13 protein-coding genes and 1 tRNA gene are annotated in these 19,062 nt (G+C 68.8%); 7 read left to right on the top strand and 7 right to left on the bottom strand.

What is annotated here, in order from left to right:
- Positions 1–40 precede the first annotated feature (40 nt).
- On the bottom strand, positions 41–901 hold the full coding sequence (locus NCO8_RS17800) for a M23 family metallopeptidase (RefSeq protein WP_245655403.1): 861 nt from the start codon (positions 899–901) through the stop codon (positions 41–43).
- Between the two features lie 261 nt (positions 902–1,162).
- Between NCO8_RS17800 and NCO8_RS17795 the strand changes: the two genes are divergently transcribed.
- Complete coding sequence (locus tag NCO8_RS17795; protein ID WP_174550343.1) at positions 1,163–2,194, top strand: nitronate monooxygenase; 1,032 nt, start codon at positions 1,163–1,165, stop codon at positions 2,192–2,194.
- 84 nt (positions 2,195–2,278) lie between these two features.
- Positions 2,279–2,671, top strand: a complete 393-nt coding sequence (locus NCO8_RS17790) for an SCO5389 family protein (RefSeq protein ID WP_067641043.1) — start codon at positions 2,279–2,281, stop codon at positions 2,669–2,671.
- A 63-nt stretch (positions 2,672–2,734) separates the two neighbouring features.
- On the opposite strand, the gene NCO8_RS17785 is transcribed toward NCO8_RS17790, so the two are convergent.
- On the bottom strand, positions 2,735–4,369 hold the full coding sequence (locus NCO8_RS17785; RefSeq protein ID WP_067641041.1) for a long-chain fatty acid--CoA ligase: 1,635 nt from the start codon (positions 4,367–4,369) through the stop codon (positions 2,735–2,737).
- Between the two features lie 154 nt (positions 4,370–4,523).
- Between NCO8_RS17785 and NCO8_RS17780 the strand changes: the two genes are divergently transcribed.
- The 3 genes from NCO8_RS17780 (at position 4,524) to NCO8_RS17770 (ending at position 6,615) form a co-directional block, all read left to right on the top strand.
- Complete coding sequence (locus tag NCO8_RS17780; RefSeq protein WP_067641039.1) at positions 4,524–5,663, top strand: acyl-CoA dehydrogenase family protein; 1,140 nt, start codon at positions 4,524–4,526, stop codon at positions 5,661–5,663.
- A gap of 100 nt (positions 5,664–5,763) precedes the next feature.
- Positions 5,764–6,474: a DUF1542 domain-containing protein gene (locus NCO8_RS17775; protein WP_174550342.1), complete on the top strand. Its 711-nt coding sequence runs from the start codon at positions 5,764–5,766 to the stop codon at positions 6,472–6,474.
- Between the two features lie 65 nt (positions 6,475–6,539).
- Positions 6,540–6,615, top strand: a tRNA-Arg gene (locus NCO8_RS17770).
- A 7-nt stretch (positions 6,616–6,622) separates the two neighbouring features.
- Here the strand turns inward: NCO8_RS17770 and NCO8_RS17765 are convergent.
- Positions 6,623–7,510 carry an exodeoxyribonuclease III gene (locus NCO8_RS17765; RefSeq protein WP_067641037.1) on the bottom strand — a complete coding sequence of 296 codons (888 nt, stop codon included), beginning with the start codon at positions 7,508–7,510 and terminating at the stop codon, positions 6,623–6,625.
- 282 nt (positions 7,511–7,792) lie between these two features.
- Here NCO8_RS17765 and NCO8_RS17760 point away from each other — a divergent pair, with 282 nt between their 5' ends.
- Positions 7,793–9,052 carry an ATP-binding protein gene (locus tag NCO8_RS17760; RefSeq protein ID WP_067641035.1) on the top strand — a complete coding sequence of 420 codons (1,260 nt, stop codon included), beginning with the start codon at positions 7,793–7,795 and terminating at the stop codon, positions 9,050–9,052.
- 25 nt (positions 9,053–9,077) lie between these two features.
- Here the strand turns inward: NCO8_RS17760 and NCO8_RS17755 are convergent, their stop codons facing one another.
- The gene (locus tag NCO8_RS17755; protein ID WP_067641033.1) at positions 9,078–10,037 is read right to left on the bottom strand and encodes a quinone oxidoreductase family protein; all 960 of its coding nucleotides are present in this window, start codon (positions 10,035–10,037) and stop codon (positions 9,078–9,080) included.
- Between the two features lie 70 nt (positions 10,038–10,107).
- Here NCO8_RS17755 and NCO8_RS17750 point away from each other — a divergent pair, with 70 nt between their 5' ends.
- Positions 10,108–10,743 (top strand): TetR/AcrR family transcriptional regulator C-terminal domain-containing protein, encoded by a 636-nt coding sequence (locus NCO8_RS17750; RefSeq protein WP_067641585.1) that lies wholly within the window; start codon positions 10,108–10,110, stop codon positions 10,741–10,743.
- A gap of 177 nt (positions 10,744–10,920) precedes the next feature.
- Here NCO8_RS17750 and NCO8_RS17745 read toward each other — a convergent pair whose 3' ends face one another.
- The 3 genes from NCO8_RS17745 to NCO8_RS17735 form a co-directional block, all read right to left on the bottom strand.
- Complete coding sequence (locus NCO8_RS17745; RefSeq protein ID WP_067641031.1) at positions 10,921–11,193, bottom strand: hypothetical protein; 273 nt, start codon at positions 11,191–11,193, stop codon at positions 10,921–10,923.
- A gap of 200 nt (positions 11,194–11,393) precedes the next feature.
- Positions 11,394–12,752, bottom strand: a complete 1,359-nt coding sequence (locus tag NCO8_RS17740) for an aminotransferase class I/II-fold pyridoxal phosphate-dependent enzyme (RefSeq protein WP_067641029.1) — start codon at positions 12,750–12,752, stop codon at positions 11,394–11,396.
- Entirely contained in the window at positions 12,749–19,054 is a 6,306-nt protein-coding gene (locus NCO8_RS17735) for a type I polyketide synthase (RefSeq protein WP_067641583.1), read from the bottom strand. The genes NCO8_RS17740 and NCO8_RS17735 overlap by 4 nt, the downstream gene beginning before the upstream one ends.
- Between the last annotated feature and the right edge of the window lie 8 nt (positions 19,055–19,062).

The following is a 19,062-nucleotide window of genomic DNA, read 5'->3' as shown; positions in this document are numbered from 1 at the left end:
CACCGTCACTCGATCGTGCCTGTTTGCGGGCGATATCCGCTCAGTGAGCCGACGGGCCCCATTCCATCGGAACGCCCTTGGAGGCCAGGTACGGCAGCGGGTCGATCTTGGCGCCGCCCTGATCCCAGATCTCGAGGTGCAGGTGCGGGCCGGTGGACTGGCCGCGGTTGCCGACGGTCGCGATGACCTGGCCCGCGTTCACCCGCTGGCCCTCGCTGACGAGCATGTCGTTGACGTGGCCGTAGACCGCGGTGGTGCCGTCGTCCTGCAGCACCCGCACCCACAGGCCGAAGCCCGAGGCCGGGCCAGCCTCGACGACGGTGCCGCTCATGACGGAGTGGATCGGTGCGCCGAGGTTGTCGGCGAAGTCGATGCCGCTGTGCATGGCGCCCCAGCGGGCGCCGAAGCCGGAGCTGATGGGACCGGCGACCGGGCGGGCGGCCTGCGGCGGCGCGACCTGGTGCTGGATGCCCTGCAGGATGTCTTCGACCTGCGCCAGCGGGCCGGAGATCTCCGGGGGCAGGTTGCCGATGCCGAACGGGGCGGCCACGGGAGCGGCGATGGGGGCGGCGACGGCCTGCACCGGCGCGGGCGCCTCGACGTGGGAGGCGACTTCCTGCGCGGCGACGAGGTTCACGTCTTCGCGGGCCGACTCGGGAACGACGGATTCCTCGACATCGTCCTGGGTGGTCGGCAGCAGCGGGGCGGCGTAGGCGATGGCGGGGACGACCTGTGCGGCGGTCCCGACCAGGGCGCCCGCGGCGACCGCGGCACCTGCGGCGGCCCGCACCCGCCCGGTGCGCGAGGGCGCGGCGCGGTGCCGGCTGGGGCGTCCGGCGCCACCGTCGGCCAACAGGGCCTTGACGGAGATCGAATCGGGGCCCATACGGTGCTGCGACAAGGTTTCGTCCTAGCGTCCGGCGACAATGACGGTACGAAGCCGATCTCGCGATCGACCTGGGATCTCTCCCGATGCCGGACTATGTGTAACGGTTCGGCATCCGTCGTGACGTGAACTGTACCGCGCCGTGATCATTCCGCAACCTTCGGTGGCAAATTCCCAGGTGAATCGTGTGTTGACTAGTAACGGGCCCAGGTTCGAGGCGTGTTGCCGACGGTGTCGCGGGGGCTGGACACCGGTTCGCCGGGCCACACTCTTGGCATGGTGATCGAGAGCTTGCGCGTCCCCGTCGTCGCCGCGCCCATGGCGGGCGGCCCGTCCACTCCCGAGTTGGTGGCCGCGGTGTCGGCCGCGGGCGGATTCGGACAGCTGGCCGCCGGATACCTCGGCACCGAGGCGGTGGCCGCGCAGATTGCCGCGACCAGGGCGCTCACCCCCGGACCGTTCGGCGTGAACCTCTTCGCGCCGGGCCCGGTCGCCGATCCGGCCTCCTACGCGGGCTACCTGGCCCAACTCGGGATCGAGTTTCCGCTCGGCACGCCCAAGCACGACACCGACGGCTGGGCGGACAAGCTCGACCTGCTGGCCGAGGAGCCGGTCGCGGTGGTGTCGACCACCTTCGGTTGCCCCACCGCGGTGGAGGTGGACCGGTTGCACGCCGTCGGCTCCGAGGTCTGGGTGACGGTGACCTCGCCCGCCGAGGCCGCCATCGCGCTCGACGCGGGCGCCGACGCACTGATCGCCCAGGGGGCCGAGGCGGGCGGGCACCGCGCGTGCTTCCTCGACGATCCGGCCGACGACGCGATCGACCCCCTCGGCCTGCTCGCCCTGCTGCAACTGCTCACCGCCGCCACCGATCGCCCGATCGTCGCCGCGGGTGGCATCGCGACCGGCGCGGCGGTCGCGGCGGTTCTCGCCGCGGGCGCACGGGCGGCGCAGGTCGGCACGGCCCTGCTGCGCTGCCCGGAAGCCGGAACCAACGCGGTGCACCGTGGCGCGATCGGCTCCCCCGAACCGACCATGCTCACCCGCGCCTTCACCGGTCGGCGTGCGCGCGGCATCCGCAACGGGTTCCTCACCGACCACACCGCGGGAGCACCCGCCGCCTATCCTGAAATCCATTACGCCACTTCCCCTCTGCGCGCCGAGGGCCGGGCGGCGGGCAACCCGGATCAGGTGAATCTGTGGGCCGGGCAAGCACATTCGCTCAGCATCGAGCAACCAGCGGGCGAACTGATCACCACCCTGTGGTCGGATGCGAAATCCTCGCTGCGCCGCGCCCTTTCGGACTGAACCCTGCTTATCGACAACGGATTTCGTTTACACTCGGCCGGGCATCGCATTCCATCGAAACACTTCGAGCAGGAGGAGAGCGCCATGTCCCTCGATGTTCCCGCCGCCTTACTTGAACGCGCCGAACAGGGCGATATCGACGACGCGGAATTCGTCGACTGTGTCCGCCGGTCGCTGCCCTATGCCTGGGAAGTGGTGAGCCGGGTCGCCGGTGATCTGCGTGCCGGCACCGACGAATACGCCGACAACCGGGTCCCGCCGCCGGACGAGGTGGCCCGCGGCCAGCTGCTGCGTGCCCTTGCCTCCGACGCCATCCGCGGTGGCCTGGAACGCCACTTCGGGGTCAAGCTGGCCTTCCAGAACTGCCACCGGGTCGCGGCCTTCCCGCTCTCGGCGGTCGGCGGGGAGACCTACACCCGCTACATCAGCCCACGCGCCCAGCTCTTGAACCAGAGTCCCGAGCTCCGTAACTGCTGAATCCTCGGCGGCCGGCGAAAGGGCGGGCGTGGAAGTGATTCCGCGCCCGCCCTTTTCGTCGTTCTAGACCGTGACGACCTCGAGCTCGCCCTCGGCGTACTGGGCGCGCAGGCGCTTCTTGTCGAACTTGCCGACGCTGGTCTTGGGCACCTCCGCGATGAAGGTCCAGCGCTCCGGGAGCTGCCACTTGGCGAACTTGTCGGCCAGGAAGTCACGCAGCTCGGTGGCCTCGGCGGCGGCACCCTCGGCCAGCACGATGGCGACCAGCGGGCGCTCGTCCCACTTCTCGTCCGGCACGCCGATCACGGCCGCCTCCGCGACGGCGGGGTGGCCCATCACCGCGTTCTCCAGGTCGACCGAGGAGATCCACTCGCCGCCGGACTTGATGACGTCCTTGGAGCGGTCGACCAGGGTCAGGTAGCCGTTGGGGCTGATCTTGCCCACATCGCCGGTGCGCAGCCAGCCGTCGTCGAACTTGTCCGGGTCGACCTCGGCGCCGGTGGGCGAGTAGTAGGAGCCGGTGATCCAGGCACCGCGCACTTCGAGCTCACCGAGGGACTCACCGTCGTTGGGGACGACCTTGCCGTCGTCACCGACGAGGCGGGCCTCCACATTGGCCGGGAAGCGGCCCTGGGTGTAGCGGTACTCCCAGGCCTCGTCGCCCTCCACACCGGCGGGCGGGTGCGCGACGCTACCCAGCGGGGAGGTCTCGGTCATGCCCCAGGCGTGCAGGATGCGCACGCCGTGCTTCTCCTCGAAGGCGCGCATCATCGACGGCGGAACCGCCGAACCACCGACGACAGCCGTGCGCAGGTGCGAGATGTCCTGCGGCGCGGCCGCCAGCGCGGCGAGCACACCGCCCCAGATGGTCGGCACCGCGGCGGCGAAGCTGGGCTTCTCGGCGGCCATCATCTCCAGCAGCGGCGCGGGCTGCAGGAAACGGTCCGGCATCAGGATGTTGGCGCCCGACATCAGCGCCGCGTACGGCAGGCCCCATGCGTTGGCGTGGAACAGCGGAACGATCGCGAGCACGTAGTCGCCGCCGTGGAAACCCATGCCGTTGGGCGAGTTCACCTGCATGGCGTGCAGCCAGTTGGAGCGGTGCGAGTAGACGACACCCTTCGGGTCGCCGGTGGTGCCCGAGGTGTAACACATCGCGGCGGCCGAACGCTCGTCGACGACGGGGAAGTCGAACTCGGCGGACTGGCTGTCGAGCAGCTCACGGTAGGAATGCACCTGCACGCCCTCGGGCGCGGCGAGCGCGGCCGGGTCACCGTTGGCGACGATCACGTGCTTGACCGTCTTCAGGTTCGGCAGGTACTGGGCGAACAGCGGAACCAGCGTGCCGTCGACGATCACCACCTGGTCCTCGGCGTGATTGGCGACGAACACCAGCTGCTCCGGGAACAGCCGGATGTTGAGCGCGTGCAGGACGGCGCCCATCGCGGGGACCGCGATGTAGGCGGTCATGTGCTCGTTGTTGTTCCACATGAAGGTGCCGACCCGGTCGCCCTCTTCGATGCCGAGCCCGCGCAGCGCGTTGGCCAGCCGAGCGGAATCCGCGCCGAGCTCGCGGTAGGTCATGGTGCGAACACCGTCGCCGGTCCAGGTGGACACAGTGGAGTCGCCTTGGAAAGTGGCGGCATAGTTGAGCAGTTTTGCCAGCGAGAGCTGGTCGTCCTGCATTGTGCTCAGCATCGGTGCTCCTTCGAATCCCTCGCCGCGGAATGATCCACGTCACACGGGATGTTACCGAAAGGTTTGGCCTGGGCAACGGTTCTCCCAGCCAAGATTCCGGCGGACACATTGTCGGCGCGAACCGTTCGACGGCCTCCGCCGTAATGTGACGGCCATGGCTGTTGACCGCATGTTGCCCACCGAAGAAGCGCGCGATCTGATCGAGCTGACCCGTGAGATCGCCGACAAAGTGCTCGAGCCGCGCGTTGCCGAGAGCGAGAAGACCGGGGTCTTTCCCGAGGGTGTTTTCCCCGCCCTCGGCGCGGCCGGACTGCTCAGCCTGCCCTACCCCGAGGAGTTCGGTGGCGGCGCGCAGCCGTACGAGGTGTACCTGCAGGTGCTCGAGGAACTGGCGAGCCGGTGGGCGGCGGTCGCGGTGGCGGTGAGCGTGCACGGGTTGTCGTGCCACCCCTTGTTCACCTACGGCACCGACGAACAGAAACAGCAGTGGCTGGCCGGGATGCTGTCGGGCGAAACCATCGGCGCCTACAGCCTTTCCGAGTCACACGCCGGTTCCGACGCGGCCGCCCTGCGCTGCCGCGCGACCCCCGTCGACGGCGGTTACCGGATCACCGGAACCAAGGCCTGGATCACCAACGGTGGCCGCGCCGACTTCTACACCCTGTTCGCCCGCACCGGCGAAGGCTCGCGCGGCATTTCGTGCTTCCTCGTGCCCGCGGGCACCGAGGGTCTGAGCTTCGGCAAGCCCGAGGAGAAGATGGGTCTGCGCGGCATCCCGACCACCACCGCCGCCTACGACGACGTCTTCCTGCCCGCCGAACGCCGCATCGGCGAAGAGGGGCAAGGACTTTCGATCGCCTTCAGCGCCCTCGACGCGGGCCGCCTCGGCATCGCCGCCGTCGCCACTGGTGTGGCCCAGCGCGCGCTCGACGAGGCCGTCGCCTACGCCAAGGAGCGAGAAGCGTTCGGCCGCAAGATCATCGACCACCAGGGCCTCGGCTTCGTGCTCGCCGACATGGCCGCCGCCGTCGACACCGCCCGCGCCACCTACCTCGACGCCGCCCGCCGCCGCGACGCCGGTCTGCCCTATTCGCGTCAGGCCAGCGTCGCCAAACTCGCCGCCACCGATGCCGCGATGAAGGTGACCACCGACGCCGTCCAGGTGTTCGGCGGCTACGGCTACACCCAGGACTTCCCCGTGGAGCGCTACATGCGCGAGGCGAAGGTGATGCAGATCTTCGAGGGAACCAATCAGATCCAGCGCCTGGTGATCGCCCGCCATCTCGCCGGGTGAGCAATTCGGCAACGCGCTGATCACCTACGGTCAGCGCGTTCGCCGCAACCGGTCAGTAAACTGGACGGCATCTCGACACCTCGACGAAATGAGGCGTGCGATGCTGTGGTGGCTGGTGTTGATCCTGGTGGTATCGGTGGGCGCCCTGCTGTACCTGCGCGCCGAGCAGAACAAGCGGACCGCCCGCGAATTCGACGAGGCGCGAGCCGAGGCCAGGGTGGGCATCGAACGCCTCGGCGGCCAGGTCTACGCCCTCACCCCGCGCAACGAAGCCGCCCGCCAGGCCCTCGCCGACGCCGCCGAACGCCACACCGCCGCCACCGCCCAACTCGACCGCGCGCGCTCACCCCACCAGGCCGACCTCGCTCGCCGCACCGCCCTCGAAGGCCTCTATTACATCCGCGCCGCCCGGCAGGCCATGAACATGGACCCCGGCGACCCGATCCCCGCCCTCGACGGCCAGGACATCGCGGGCCGCGTCGACCAACCCCGAACCATTGACTACAACGGCCGCCGCATCACCGCCTCCCCCCACCCCTCCCCCACCACCGGCCACTACTACCCCGGCGGCCGAGTCGCGGGCCGCCCCGTCCCCGCCGGCTGGTACTCCGAACCCTGGTGGAAACCCGCCCTCCTCGCCGGCGCCTGGGGAGCCGGCTCGGTCCTGCTGTTCTCGGCCCTGTTCGCCGGCATGCACGGCATCGGCTACGACGCCGAAGCCTTCGAAAACGGCACCGGCCAAGCCGCCACCCCCACCCCCACAGACCTCACCGACCCCGGCTACGACACCGGCACCTACCCCGCCTTCTGACCGAGCCCACCAACCCACCCACCGCGTCGCGTTATACTCACCTCGGCCCGCCGAGCGAGCCCCCCGCCTTCGTAGCTCAGGGGATAGAGCACCGCTCTCCTAAAGCGGGTGTCGCAGGTTCGAATCCTGCCGAGGGCACCAGAACTTCTCAGTCGGGCATCGCCGAGTAGGTCACTATGAGCGGCGCGTGATCGGAGAGGCGCTCGGCGGGTGACGGTTCTTTGTCGACGACGACAGACGTCGCGAGGCGGGCGAGGCCGGGTGTCGCGAGTTGGTGGTCCACGCGCCAACCCACATCCTTGGCGAACGATTGCCCCGCCCAACTCCACCAGGTGAGTGGACCCGGGCGATCGCCGTGCACCTGTCGCACCACGTCGACGAGCCGGCGCGTGCCGAGAATCGAACTGAACCACTCGCGGTCGGCAGGCAGGAAGCCGTCCATCGTGCGGGCGGCACGCCAGTTGGTCACATCGTGCGGGGTGTGCGCGATGTTCAGATCGCCGGTGAGGACGAACTCGCGTCCCACACTCAGCGCAGCGAGCCGGTTCCGGTGCACTTCGCGAGCGAACGCAGCGAGGAACCTCTGCTTGCGTTCGTACTTCACCCCACCGTCGGGCTGTTCGCGCATCGATCCCGGGCGCTGGAGATGCGCGGGCAGACCACCCTTGGGGAGATACAGAGAGGCCACCGTCACCGGGCGGTCGGCCAGGTCGACCTCGATATAACGTCCCTGTGCGGTGAACTCACCGAGTCCGCGGGCCCTGGGTGGGTGGGTAACCCACGTCCGCACGGCGGCGGCGGGAACCTTGGTCAATACGGCCACTCCGTTGCGACCGGCCACGGAACCGACATCCACTGCCGCCGAATAGTCCGGGAAGGTGCCCACATCGGCTGCGGAACAACGCAATTCCTGCAGCGCGACGACATCCGCCGATCTGGCCCGCAACCACTGGTCGAATCCACGACGACGTGACGCGCGAATTCCGTTGACGTTGAATGTGGCGACAGTGAAAGAGCCGGCGACCGACGAACCCATGGCAACACTGTGCCGGAAACCCCTGTCGCCCGCCCGGGCAGCTCCGGTACACGACCTGAAACCAGGATGTAGCAGGTTCGAAGCCTGCCGAGGGCCTTGCTCGTAGATGACGATCCCGTGCAGCTCGGTTTCGGTCCTGACGCCAGGTCAGCAGCAGGGCATCGTGGATCTCAGAGTCGAAAGCAAAGACGCGACGCTTCATCCGGCAGATCGACGACACACTCTCCGGCAGATCGACGGGAGAACCTTCGGCAGATCGACGGGAGAGCGTAGGATTCGGCTGTGCATCACACCGCTGGTTTCCTCCCGAGAAAAGCCGCTGCGCTGGTGAAAGAGGCGCTGGCAGACACGCGGGTGGTCATTCTCAACGGTGCACGGCAGACCGGGAAGAGCACGCTGGCTGAGCAGTGCCTGCGCGGCATGCCGGAGGTCACCAAACGCTATCTCGACGACAAAGCTACGCGCACCTCGGCGGAAACCGACCCGGCCGGCTTCCTCGACGCACCCGGCACCATGATGATCGACGAAGTGCAGCGCGTTCCGGATCTCTGGTTGTCGATCAAGCACGCTGTCGACCGAGACCCACGGCCGGGGCATTTCCTGCTGACCGGCTCGGCAAGACTCCTCGGACTGAGTTCGCTGGGCGATTCTTTGCCCGGCCGGTCGGAAACCATCGAGCTCTTTCCCTTGTCGCAAGGTGAAATCAACGGCACCCCAGATGGTTTCATCGATGCGGTGTTCGCTGCCGGTGCCGACTTCCGCACCGGATCATCAGAGCTGAGACGCAAGGACTACCTGACCGCCGCGGCCAGGGGCGGATATCCCGAAGCCATCCGCCGTACCGCGCCGCGTCGACGCGCCCAGTTCTACAGCTCCTATCTCGATGACATCATGAGTCGCGATGTGCACCAGGTGGCAGACATCCGCCGCGGATCCGACATGCGTCGCCTCGTCGCAGCCCTGGCCGCGCAGACCAGCGGCCTACTCAACTACAGCCGCCTGTCCGCTGATCTGGGGATACCGGTCACGACCCTGCGGGACTACGTCGACATCCTGGAACTCATCTACCTCGTCCGCTTGGTCCCGGCCTGGTCGGCGAACGCCACCGCACGTGCCATTTCGACACCGAAACTGACCTTCACCGACTCCGGCCTCGCCGCCTATCTGCTGACCGGCGTCACCAATGACACGACCACCGGCGCCATCATGGAGACTTTCGTACTTGGCGAACTGACCCGTCAACTCACCTGGAGCACGACCATGGCCAGGCTGCACCACTACCGCGACCGGGACGGCTACGAGGTCGACGCCGTCCTCGAGGACAACGCGGGCAGGATCGTCGCGATAGAGGTCAAAGCGGCGGAGACCATTCGCCCCGACGATTTCCGAGGCCTGCGAGCCCTGCAACGTCGCCTCGGCGATCGCTTCCATGCCGGCTTGGTCCTCTACTGCGGTGACCAGCAACTCCCTTTCGGCGACGCGCTGACCGGTGTTCCGATCAGCGCCCTGTGGACGACCCCGCCGCCCGAGCTGCAAGTCTGAAATATGTTCACCAGGAAGTCCGCGATCAATCCGGGACGATGACGGCGCGCTGACGGCCTTGATGTGCCCAGGCTTCGCCGACACGACTGAGTGGGTATGTGGTGTACGGCGGGTCGAAGGTGCCGTCGGCGAAGCGGGCGAGGAGGGCGGGGACCTCGGCGATCATCTGTTCCTTCGAGACCGAGCCGAGGCCACTGCCGCTGATCCGGATGCGGCGGCTGCGCAGTAGAGCTGCGGGGAGCGAGGCATCGGTTCCGGCAAGTGTGCCGATCTGCACGTAATCGAGTGGCACGCTGGTGGCGGACGGGCCGGAATTTCCCACTGCTGCGAAGGCAGCCTCGGCGACGGGGCCCCACACGTAGTCGAGGACGAGGGTGGGTTGGGTGTCGGCGACGGCCGCACCGAGGGTGGTCGACCAGGTGTCGGGTGCGTCCGGGGCGAGTGCAACGGTCACTACACCCGGGCCGCGCAGTCGTTCCAGCGCTGCGTGGTCGCGCCCGGCCGCGACGACTTGTTTCGCGCCGAGGGCCAGCGCGGCCCGCACCGCCAGACCGCCCGAGGCGCCGGTCGCGCCGAGCACGAGTACGGTCCCGAGTTCGCCCGCCTCCTCGCGCCGGGCGATCAGCGGCATCCAGCCGGAGAGGGCCGGGTTCATGCCGGCGGCGACGGCGAGCGGATCGGCCCCGGCGGGAAGTTCCGCCTCGAACGGGGTGACCATCCATTCCGCCATGGTCCCCCACGGCGCCCGGGCGAAACCTGTGTAGACCAGCCGCCCGTCCTCGGTGCGGGCAACCGCATCGACGCCCGGTACGAGGGGATGTGCCGGGCCACCGGAGTAGTGGCGCCCGGAGGCCTGCCCACGGACGACGTGGTGCAAACCAGCGCCGACCAGCCTCATCGGTGCCCGGCCCGGCCGCGGTTGCGGATCAGGGAAGTCCGCGAGAACCGGTGTGGCGTCGGGGGTTTCGACGACAGCAGCACGCATGAGATGTCTCCTTAACTAAGTTAATTTCCGATGCCGTCAACGGTGCCTTAACTTTGTTAAGGTGTCAACCGTGGCAAAAGGAATCACCCGCGAGCAGATCGTGACGGCAGCACTCGAACTGCTCGACGAGCAGGGCATGGACGCCCTCACCGTCCGCGCGCTCGCCGCCCGGCTCGACGTGAAGGCCCCCGCCCTGTACTGGCACGTCCGCAACAAACAGGAACTCCTCGACGAGATGGCCACATTCGTCATGCGCCGCGTCACAGATGCCCTCGCGGCGATCCCGCGCGGCGCCGACTGGCGTGCCGACGTGTCCGCCTACGCCCGCGTCCTGAGGTCGGAGTACCTGAGGCACCGGGACGGGGCGCGCATCTTCAGCGGCACGCGATTCGCCGACCCCGACGTGGTGAAGGCGAAGGAATCGTGGCTCGAGCGCTTGACCGCGGCCGGGTTCTCACTGCCCGAGGCCGACGACACCCTCGACCTGCTCACGGCCTTCGTGGTCGGCTTCGTCATCGAAGAGCAGGAGCGCAGCCCGTCCACGAGCGCTGACCCCGCTCGATACTCGCTTGCCGAACGTGATGCGTGGCTCGGCGAGGGGGCCGAACTGGTCAAGGCCGCCGGACATCTCCGTGACGACGGCGACCCGAGGTTCGAACGACAACTCGCCGTTGTCCTCGAAGGGCTCGCGACCCGGCTGCGCTGACGACCGGGCGTTCCCCCCTCGTCCACATCGTGCTGGTCGCCTGCCCGCTGGGGATCCGCCAACCGGTGCAGGCCCAGGACGCGAGACACCCGCCACCATCGACGCGATCGCACCACTGCACCCGAACGCAGCGAGCCACGCCAAAACCGCACAGCAGGCGCTCGGAGCACTGCGGCCCTAGCTGGTCGAGCGCAGGGCCTTCCCGAGCTTCACCCGGCGCTCGTCGCCCGCCGAACGCCGGACAGGCCAGAGGGTTTCGGCGATTTCCGTACCCGCCTGGGTGCGGTACGCGTCGACCAGGATGGCTGGGTCACCGCCCGCTTCGGTGAGGATGGCGGCCGCTTCACTGCCGTCGGCGAACACGAGGTCGAAGCGATCACCGGGCAGTTCGAGTTCCAGACCTGGGAACAGGTGGGTGTAGGCGACGACTACGGATGCTGCGTCGGTCACGGTGTTCCTTCCGATCGGAGGCGATCTCACCCTACGACGCGAAGTGCTCCAGCGACCCGCACCGAGCCTCCGATGTCGCGAGTGCCGGTCACCGATCGGGGTGCTGCCAGATCGGGTTCGACGCCGCGGTGGTCATCGGAGCAATCGTCACGCCCGGCCGATCACGATGCATCATCCGTTCCGGGTGAGATCAGGAACCCTCAGCCGATGCCGTTGACGGCAGGCAGCGCTTCGGCGACCCGCACCGCCTCGGCCAGCTCGTCGGCGGTGCGCCGGAGCTGGTCGGTGGTGTGTTCGGAGGTGAGGAAGAAGCGCAGCCGTTCGCTACCGACCGGGACGGCGGGGGCGGTGATCGCACCGGTGTAGATGCCCTGTTGAAGCAGCCGGGCCGAGACGAAACCGGCACGGAATTCCTGTGGCACCATGACCGGGAAGATCGGGGTGCCCTCGGATACCCCAAGGTCGAGATCACGTTCGACGAGCAAGCTCCGGAAGAACTCGGTATTGGACCACAGGCGGGTCAGGCGTTGCGGCTCCATGTCGAGGATGTCGAGGGCGGCCAGGGCGGCACCGATCGTCGACGGCGCGGGGCCACCGCTCAGCATCGCGACACCGGGTGCGGCGACCTTCATCGCACCGATCAGGTCGGAGTCGCCGGCGACGAAGCCACCGCAGCTGCCGAGCGCCTTGGACAGGGTGCCCATCCAGATGTCGACGGCGTCGCCCGGTAGGCCGAAATGTTCGCGAACGCCTCGGCCGTTCGCGCCGAACACACCGAGCGAATGCGCCTCGTCGACCATTACCGCGCAATCGAACTCCCTCGCCACAGCGGCGATTTCGGGCAGCTTCCCGATGGTTCCGTCCATGCTGTAGTGACCTTCGATCACCACTAACGCACGGTCGAAATTGGCGCGCGCCATCCGCAGCACCGACCGCAGCGACTCGGGGTCGTTGTGCCGGAAGGTGAGTTGACGCGCACCCGACCACTGCACGCCCGACACCACACTGCGGTGGATCAGCGAATCACAGATGGCGACATCGCCGTCACGCAACAGGAAACCGATCACCCCGGCATTGGTGAGGTATCCGCTGGTGGTCACCAGGGCGTCGGCGACGTCGTACATCCCGGCCAGGCGCTGCTCGAGTTCGGCGTAGAGCGGGATCTCCCCGGCGACGATGCGCGAGGCAGAGGCGGAGGCGCCGTAGGTGTCGAGCGCGTCCTTGGCCGCCTGCACCACCTTCGGATGATTGCTCAGCCCGAGGTAGTTGTAGGCGCCGAAGTTCACCAGTTCGCGCCCCTGCCAACGGATCACGGTGTCGTTGGCGCTCTCGCGCAGCAGGAAGACCGGGTTCGGCATGTCGAATCGGTCGTACAGTTCGGCGATCGTGGCGCGCTTCTTCGCCATCGCCGCCACCTCGGGGTGGTCGGCGAACTGGCGACCCGGACCGCGCCGGGGCCGTCGCGTGACGGGCGGGGGTGTGGACGGCGCCCGCGACACCCCCTCGCCGACCGTGTCGTTGAGCAGCTTCCTGGCCAGCTCCCGCGCCGACTCGCTCATGCCCGCACCCCGACGATCGCCTCCGCCACCCGCACTCCCGCCTGTTCGAGGCTGAACGAACGACCCATCTGCAAGGTCAGCAGCTCGACCCCGAGCGACTTCGACACCAGCGCACCGAATTCCACCGCCATCAGCGAGTCCAGGCCGAGTTCGGGAACCGGAACGCTCAGGTCGATCGAATCCGCCGCGACACCCATCACCTGCGCCAGCTGTTCGGCCAGCATGTACGCCACAACCTCCCCGCGTTTGTCCTCGTCGAGTTCGGCTAGCTGGATACGCAACTGGCTGGCCGCCGAATCATCCTGCGCCGCAGCGGCGATCATCGTTTCGAGGCGACCGGTCTTGGCGAAGAACGGCGCGGTGGCATCGACCTTGGCCCAGTCGATCGGGATGATCGCTGCCTGCGTAATACCCAGGCGCAGCGCTTGTTCCAGATATTGCGCGCCCTCGTCCATGTCGAGCGGATCGAAGCCGGTGGTGCGCAGATAACGGGTGATGTGCTCGTCGGCGGCGGCCATACCGCCACCGGACATGTGACCCCAGCCGACCGCCAGCGCGGTGCCACCCGCGCGGACGACAGATTCGGCCATCGCCTGCAGCGCGGAATTGGCTGCGGTGTAGGCGAATTGACCGACAGCACCGAACATCGTCGAGCCGGAGGAGTACAGCACGAAGTGGTCGAGTCGCACGCCCGCCGCCTCGAGACCCGCCGCCAGGGCGCGCACGCCGTCCACCTTCGGCCGATACACCGCCGACAGACTGTCGATGTCCATCACCGTGGCGCGTTTGTCGTCGATCACGCCCGCCGTGTGGAACACACCGCGCAGCGGATGTTCGGCCGTGTGCGCCCGGTCGATCACCGCGGCGACGGCCTCGGCATCGGTGATGTCGACCAGTTCGCTGACCACCGTGATGCCCTGCTGCGCCCACGCCGCGAGCTGCGCGACGGCCGCTCCCGTGGTGGGGCCGCTACGGCCGAGCAGCGTCAGGTGACGGGCGCCGTTGCCGACCAACCACCGTCCGGTGGCCAGGCCGAAGGCCCCGAAACCGCCGGTGATCAGGTAGTTCGCGTCCGCTTCGATACGCACTTGTGGCAGGGCGGGGCGGACGAGGGGCTCGGCTTCGGTGAGGTCGAGCGCGACGCGTCCGGTTCCGGTGGACCGCGCCACCGCCTCGAAGGCCTCGCCGACCTCGGCGGTGCCGTAGCTGGTGAACGGCAGCGCCCGGTAGGTGCCGTCGTCGAGCCTGGCGTTGATTCCGCGCACCAGATCGAGCACGCGGTCGCGCCGGACGCGGGCCATCCGGTCCAGGTCGAAGGAGTAGTAGGCGATGTTCTTGTCGAAGGCGGCCAGTTCCAGCACGCCACCGGCGTAGATGTCGGCCTTGCCGATTTCGACGATGCGGCCGAATTCGGCGACCATCGTGAAGTTCTGGCGTTGCAGCTCACCGGGTGCGGTACTGAGGATCACGTCGACGCCACGGCCGTCGGTGAGCGCGAGCACCTGGTCCACGAGGGTGAGCGAGCGGGAACCGAGGACGTGATCGGCGCCTTCGGCCGACACGAGCGCACGGCGTTGCTCGGTGCTCGCGGTGCCGATCACCACGGCACCGTGCTGCTTGGCGATCTGCACCGCGGCGGTGCCGACACCACCGGCGGCGCCGTGGATCAGCACGGTCTCCCCCGGTTGAATCCTGGCCAGCTCGAGCAGGGAGTGTTCGGCGGTGGCGAAGGCCGTTCCGCTCGTGCAGCGACCGGGATCGGTGCCGGGGCGCACGCGGGCGAGCAGGGCGGCGTCGGTGGTGTGGAACCGGGCGATCATGCCCTTCGAGGTCACGGTCACCTCGTCGCCGACGGCCACGTCGGTGACTCCGGCACCGACCCGGACGACGGTCGCGGCTCCTTCCATACCGGGCACCGTGCCGAAATAGGTGGGCGCCAGCTCCCGTTCCCCGAGCACGCCGATCACCTTCAGCGCGTCCTTGTAGTTCAGGCCGACCGCGCGCATGCGCAGTTCGACCTCACCGGGTCCGGGTGCACGGCGTTCGCACCGCCGCCAGCCCAGCCGGGCGAAGGTGCGGGAGCGGGGCAGCTCGAGTTCGAAGTTCGCCTCCGGATCGGTGAGCGGCTCCGCCGTGTCGAGCGTTTCGAGGCGCTGCGGCATGGTCCGGTCCACGACGGTGACCCAGCGCAGTCCGTCCCGCAGGATCACCTCGTCACTGCGGTCGTAGGTGAAGGCACCCGGTACGGCGAGTTCGGCAGCCAGTTCGGCTTCGGTGACCCGAGCGTCGATATCGACGAGCCGCCACCGCAACCGGGACTGTTCGTTGAGCAGCACCCGGCGGGCGCCCGCGATCGCGGCCTGGGTGAGCGAGGGTGGCGTCGGGTCGGCCGGGTGAGCGTAGGCGTTTGCGGTGACGACCGTCGCGTGCAGCGATCCGTCGCCGGTCATCGGCAGGTCGACGGCGAGTTCGTTCGCGCGGTCGTCGAGGAAGCTCTCGAGGGTGGCCGCGACACGGCGAAGGGTCCACAGAGTGGGTATATCGCCGTCGGCAGAGGCGCCGGGCACTACGCAAACATGCACGCGCTCAACGGCTTCCAGAGCGAAGAGGTCACGCAGGCGGGCGGTGAGGTTCGCTTCCAGCTCGGCGTCGTCGAGCAGGACGGCGGCCGAACCGGCGGCACCGGTGCGCACGGCCTGGTGCACCCGTTCGACGCGGTCTTCGACGCCTTCGCCGTAGCCGAGGACCAGCGTGAACAGTCCGTCGTTGCCGGGCAGCGCGGTCGTGTCGACCGGTTCGCGCAGCTCCCAGCGTTCTTCGTAGAAGAAGTCACTCATCCGCTGCAGTGGTCCCGCACCCGGCGTGAGCGAGGCGAAGCGCACGCCACGCAACTGCAGGCAGACGGCGTTGTCGGCGCCGAGCAGGTCGATGTCGGCGGCGTCACCGGACATCCGGGTGACCACCGTGATCTCGGCGGGCAGCGCGGCCAGCCGGCGCACCGAGCGGACGCCGACGGGAACCATCGCCCCTTCGGCGGCACGCCCGGCGAGCAATGCCGCGACCGTTTGCAAGGCGGCGTCGACCACGGCGGGGTGCGCGAGATAGCGTGCGTCCCGGTCGATTTCACCGTTCACCCGCGCGACAACGGTGTCCGTGTCGAGCCGGATCGCGGTCACCCGCTGGAACGCCGGACCGTACTCGAGTCCGGCCGCGACGAGACCGGTGTAGAAGTCGGCGGGTTCGACCGGTGTCATCGCGGAGAGGTCGGGCACGTCGGCGCCGACCGGCGCGTAGGAGCCCTCGACGAGCCGTCCGGTCGCATGCACGGTCCACACCGAACCGGCGGCGCCGCGCGAACGGATGGTGAAGCGCCGGGTCGAAACCTCCAGGTGGAGTTCGACGATCGGTGCGTCACCACCGTCGACGACGAGCGGCGCGACGAACCGCACGTCCTCCAGCCCCACCTGCTCGGACTCGGCCCGCACGGCCGCGGCGCTGAGCGCGGCGTCGAGGTAGCCCGAGCCCGGCATGATCGCGGTGCCGCCGACGACATGGTCGGTGAGCCAGGGCAGCGCGGCGGTCGACAGGTTGAGCCGCCAGGTGCTCGCGTCGTCGGGGCGCCGGTCGCCGAGCAGGGGGTGCGCGTCCGGGGTGCCGTGTCGTTGCGTTCGCAGTTCGGGCAGTTCCGAGCGCAGCACCGTGCGCTGCCAGGGGTAGCTCGGCAGGTCGATATGCGGTGTCGGGCGGACTGTTTCGGTGAACAGTGCGTCGATGTCGAGAGCGCCCGCGGCGTAGAGGTCGGCGAGCACTTGGCGCATGCTGTGCGCGTCGTCCTGTTTGCGGTGCAGGGTGGCGATGGTCGTGCCCGTCTCGCCCGCGCCGATGAGGATCTCGCGGATATTGGCGCCGAGCACCGGGTGGGGGCCGACTTCGAGGAACACGCGGTGCCCCGCCTTCACGAGCGCCGTGGCCGCCGCCGCGAAACGCACCGGCTGACGCACATTGGCGCACCAGTAGTCGGCGTCCCAGTCCGCGCCGGTGACCAGTTCGCCGGTGACAGTGGAGTACAGCGGGAGGCGTGGTTCGGCGACGGTGATGTCGGCGAGCGCGGCACGCAGCTCGTCGAGGATCGGGTCCATCAGGGCACTGTGATACGGCACTTCGACCTGCAGACGACGCGCGAAGACGCCCCGCTCCGTGAGCGTTTCGGCAATGGCGCCGAGCCGGTCGACCGCACCGGCGAGGGTGACCGCCGACGGACTGTTGATCGCCGCGATATCGACCGCGTCCTCGCCTGCCACGAGCGCACCGGCCTCGTCCGGCCCGAGCCCGACCGCGAGCATGCCGCCGGTGCCCGCCGTGGTCGCCTGCAGCCGCGAACGGTGGTAGCTGACGAGAACGGCGTCGCCCAGCGACAACATGCCGGTCAGGTACGCGGCTGCCACCTCGCCGACACTGTGCCCGACGACGGCCGCGGGCTCGATCCCCCGCTCCCGCAGCGTCGCGAACAGCGCGACCTGCACCAGGAAATTGGCCGGTTGCGCTACGGCGGTCGAGGGCACCCTCGATTCTTCCTCGGGCCGCAACAGTTCCTCGATGATCGACCAGCCGGCCACCGCCTGGAACTCCGCGTCCACCCGCTTGGCCTCGACAGCGAAAGTGCCTTCCGCCGTGAGCAGCTCACGTGCCATGCCCCACCATTGCGGGCCCATGCCGGTGCAGACGAACACCGGTTCACCGGCGCGTTTGGCGACGGTCTTGGCGACCCGGCCCGATCCGGTCGCCAGATCGATCAGCCCCTGCACCAGCTCGGTGTCGTCACCGAAAGCGACGCCCGTGCGCACCGGATGATGCTGGCGCCGCCGCCACGCCGCCTCCGCCAGCCGCTGCGGATCGGCACCGTCGGCGATGCGTTCGGCGAACCCACGCGCCAGCTCCCGTACCGCACCCTCGGAACGCCCCGACAACGGCAGCACGCCGAAATGCACAGGTGGCCGAACGGTTTCGGCGCTCGGCCGGTGCTCCTGCAGGATCGCGTGTGCGTTCGTCCCGCCGTAACCGAAACCGTTGACCGCCACGGCCATGCGCTCGACGTCGGGTCCGACCGGCTCGGCCTCGGTGAGTACCCGAATCCCCCACTCGTCGAAGGGGATATCGGGGTTCGGCGTGTCCAGCCAGCCCTGCGGCGGGATCGTGCGATGCCGAATCGCCAACGCCGACTTGATGATGCTCGCGACACCCGAGGCGGCCTCGGTGTGCCCGAGCGTGGCCTTCAACGACCCGACGCCGAGCTGCCCCGGCCGTCCGGCAGGTGCGCCGTAGGCGCGGCCGATGGCCCGCAGTTCGATCGGGTCGCCCACCGGGGTGCCGGTACCGTGCGCCTCGACGTAGGTGACATCGCGAACATCGATGCCGGAGCGCCGGATCACCTCGCGCGCGAGGCTTTCCTGGGATTCCGCATTGGGAACGGTGATCGCGGTGGTCCGCCCGTCCTGGTTCGCGCCGGTGGCCTTGACCAGGGCGTAGACCCGGTCACCGTCGCGTTCGGCGTCGGCCAGCTTCTTCAGGACCACCACCCCGGCGCCCTCGCCCCGGCCGTAGCCGTCGGCCGCGGCGTCGAACGGCTTGCTCCGCCCGTCGGCGGCGAGGAAGCCGCCCTTGCACATCGTGACGAATGTTTCCGGCTGCACCATCACGTTCACGCCACCGGCGATCGCGACCTCGCAGTCACCGTCGGCGATAGCCCGGCACGCCAGGTGCAGGGCGACCAGCGACGACGAACAGGCCGTATCCACCGTCACGGCGGGACCCCTCAGGTCGAGCGCGTACGCCAGCCGGTTCGACAGCATCGTGTACGACACACCGACGGCGGTGTGCAGGTCGACATGCGGCAGCGCGGCACCCGCCGAAACCACCATCTGATCGAGGGTGAAGGCACCCACGTACACCCCGAGCGAGGACCCCGCGGCCCGCCCGGCCACGCCCGCGTCGTCGAGCGCCTCCCAGGCCACCTCGAGGATCAACCGCTGCTGCGGGTCCATGCTGGTGGCCTCGCGTGGGGAGATGCCGAAGAATTCCGGGTCGAAGGCCCACGGGTCGCCCGTCATGAAGGCGCCGCGTTTGGTGTACATGCGGCCGGGGGCGCGCCGGTCCTCGTCGTAGTAGCGGCGCCAGTCCCAGCGCTCCTCGGGAATCTCACGAACGCCGTCGCGCTTGTGGATCACGAAGTCCCAGAACGATTCCGGCGAATCGATGCCGCCCGCATAACGGCAACCGATGCCGACGATGGCGATGTCAGTCATGTACATTC

The organism is Nocardia coubleae NBRC 108252 (genome assembly GCF_001612805.1).
In the GTDB taxonomy this organism is placed as follows: Bacteria; Actinomycetota; Actinomycetes; order Mycobacteriales; family Mycobacteriaceae; genus Nocardia; species Nocardia coubleae.
This window is presented reverse-complemented; position numbering and strand designations above follow the sequence as displayed.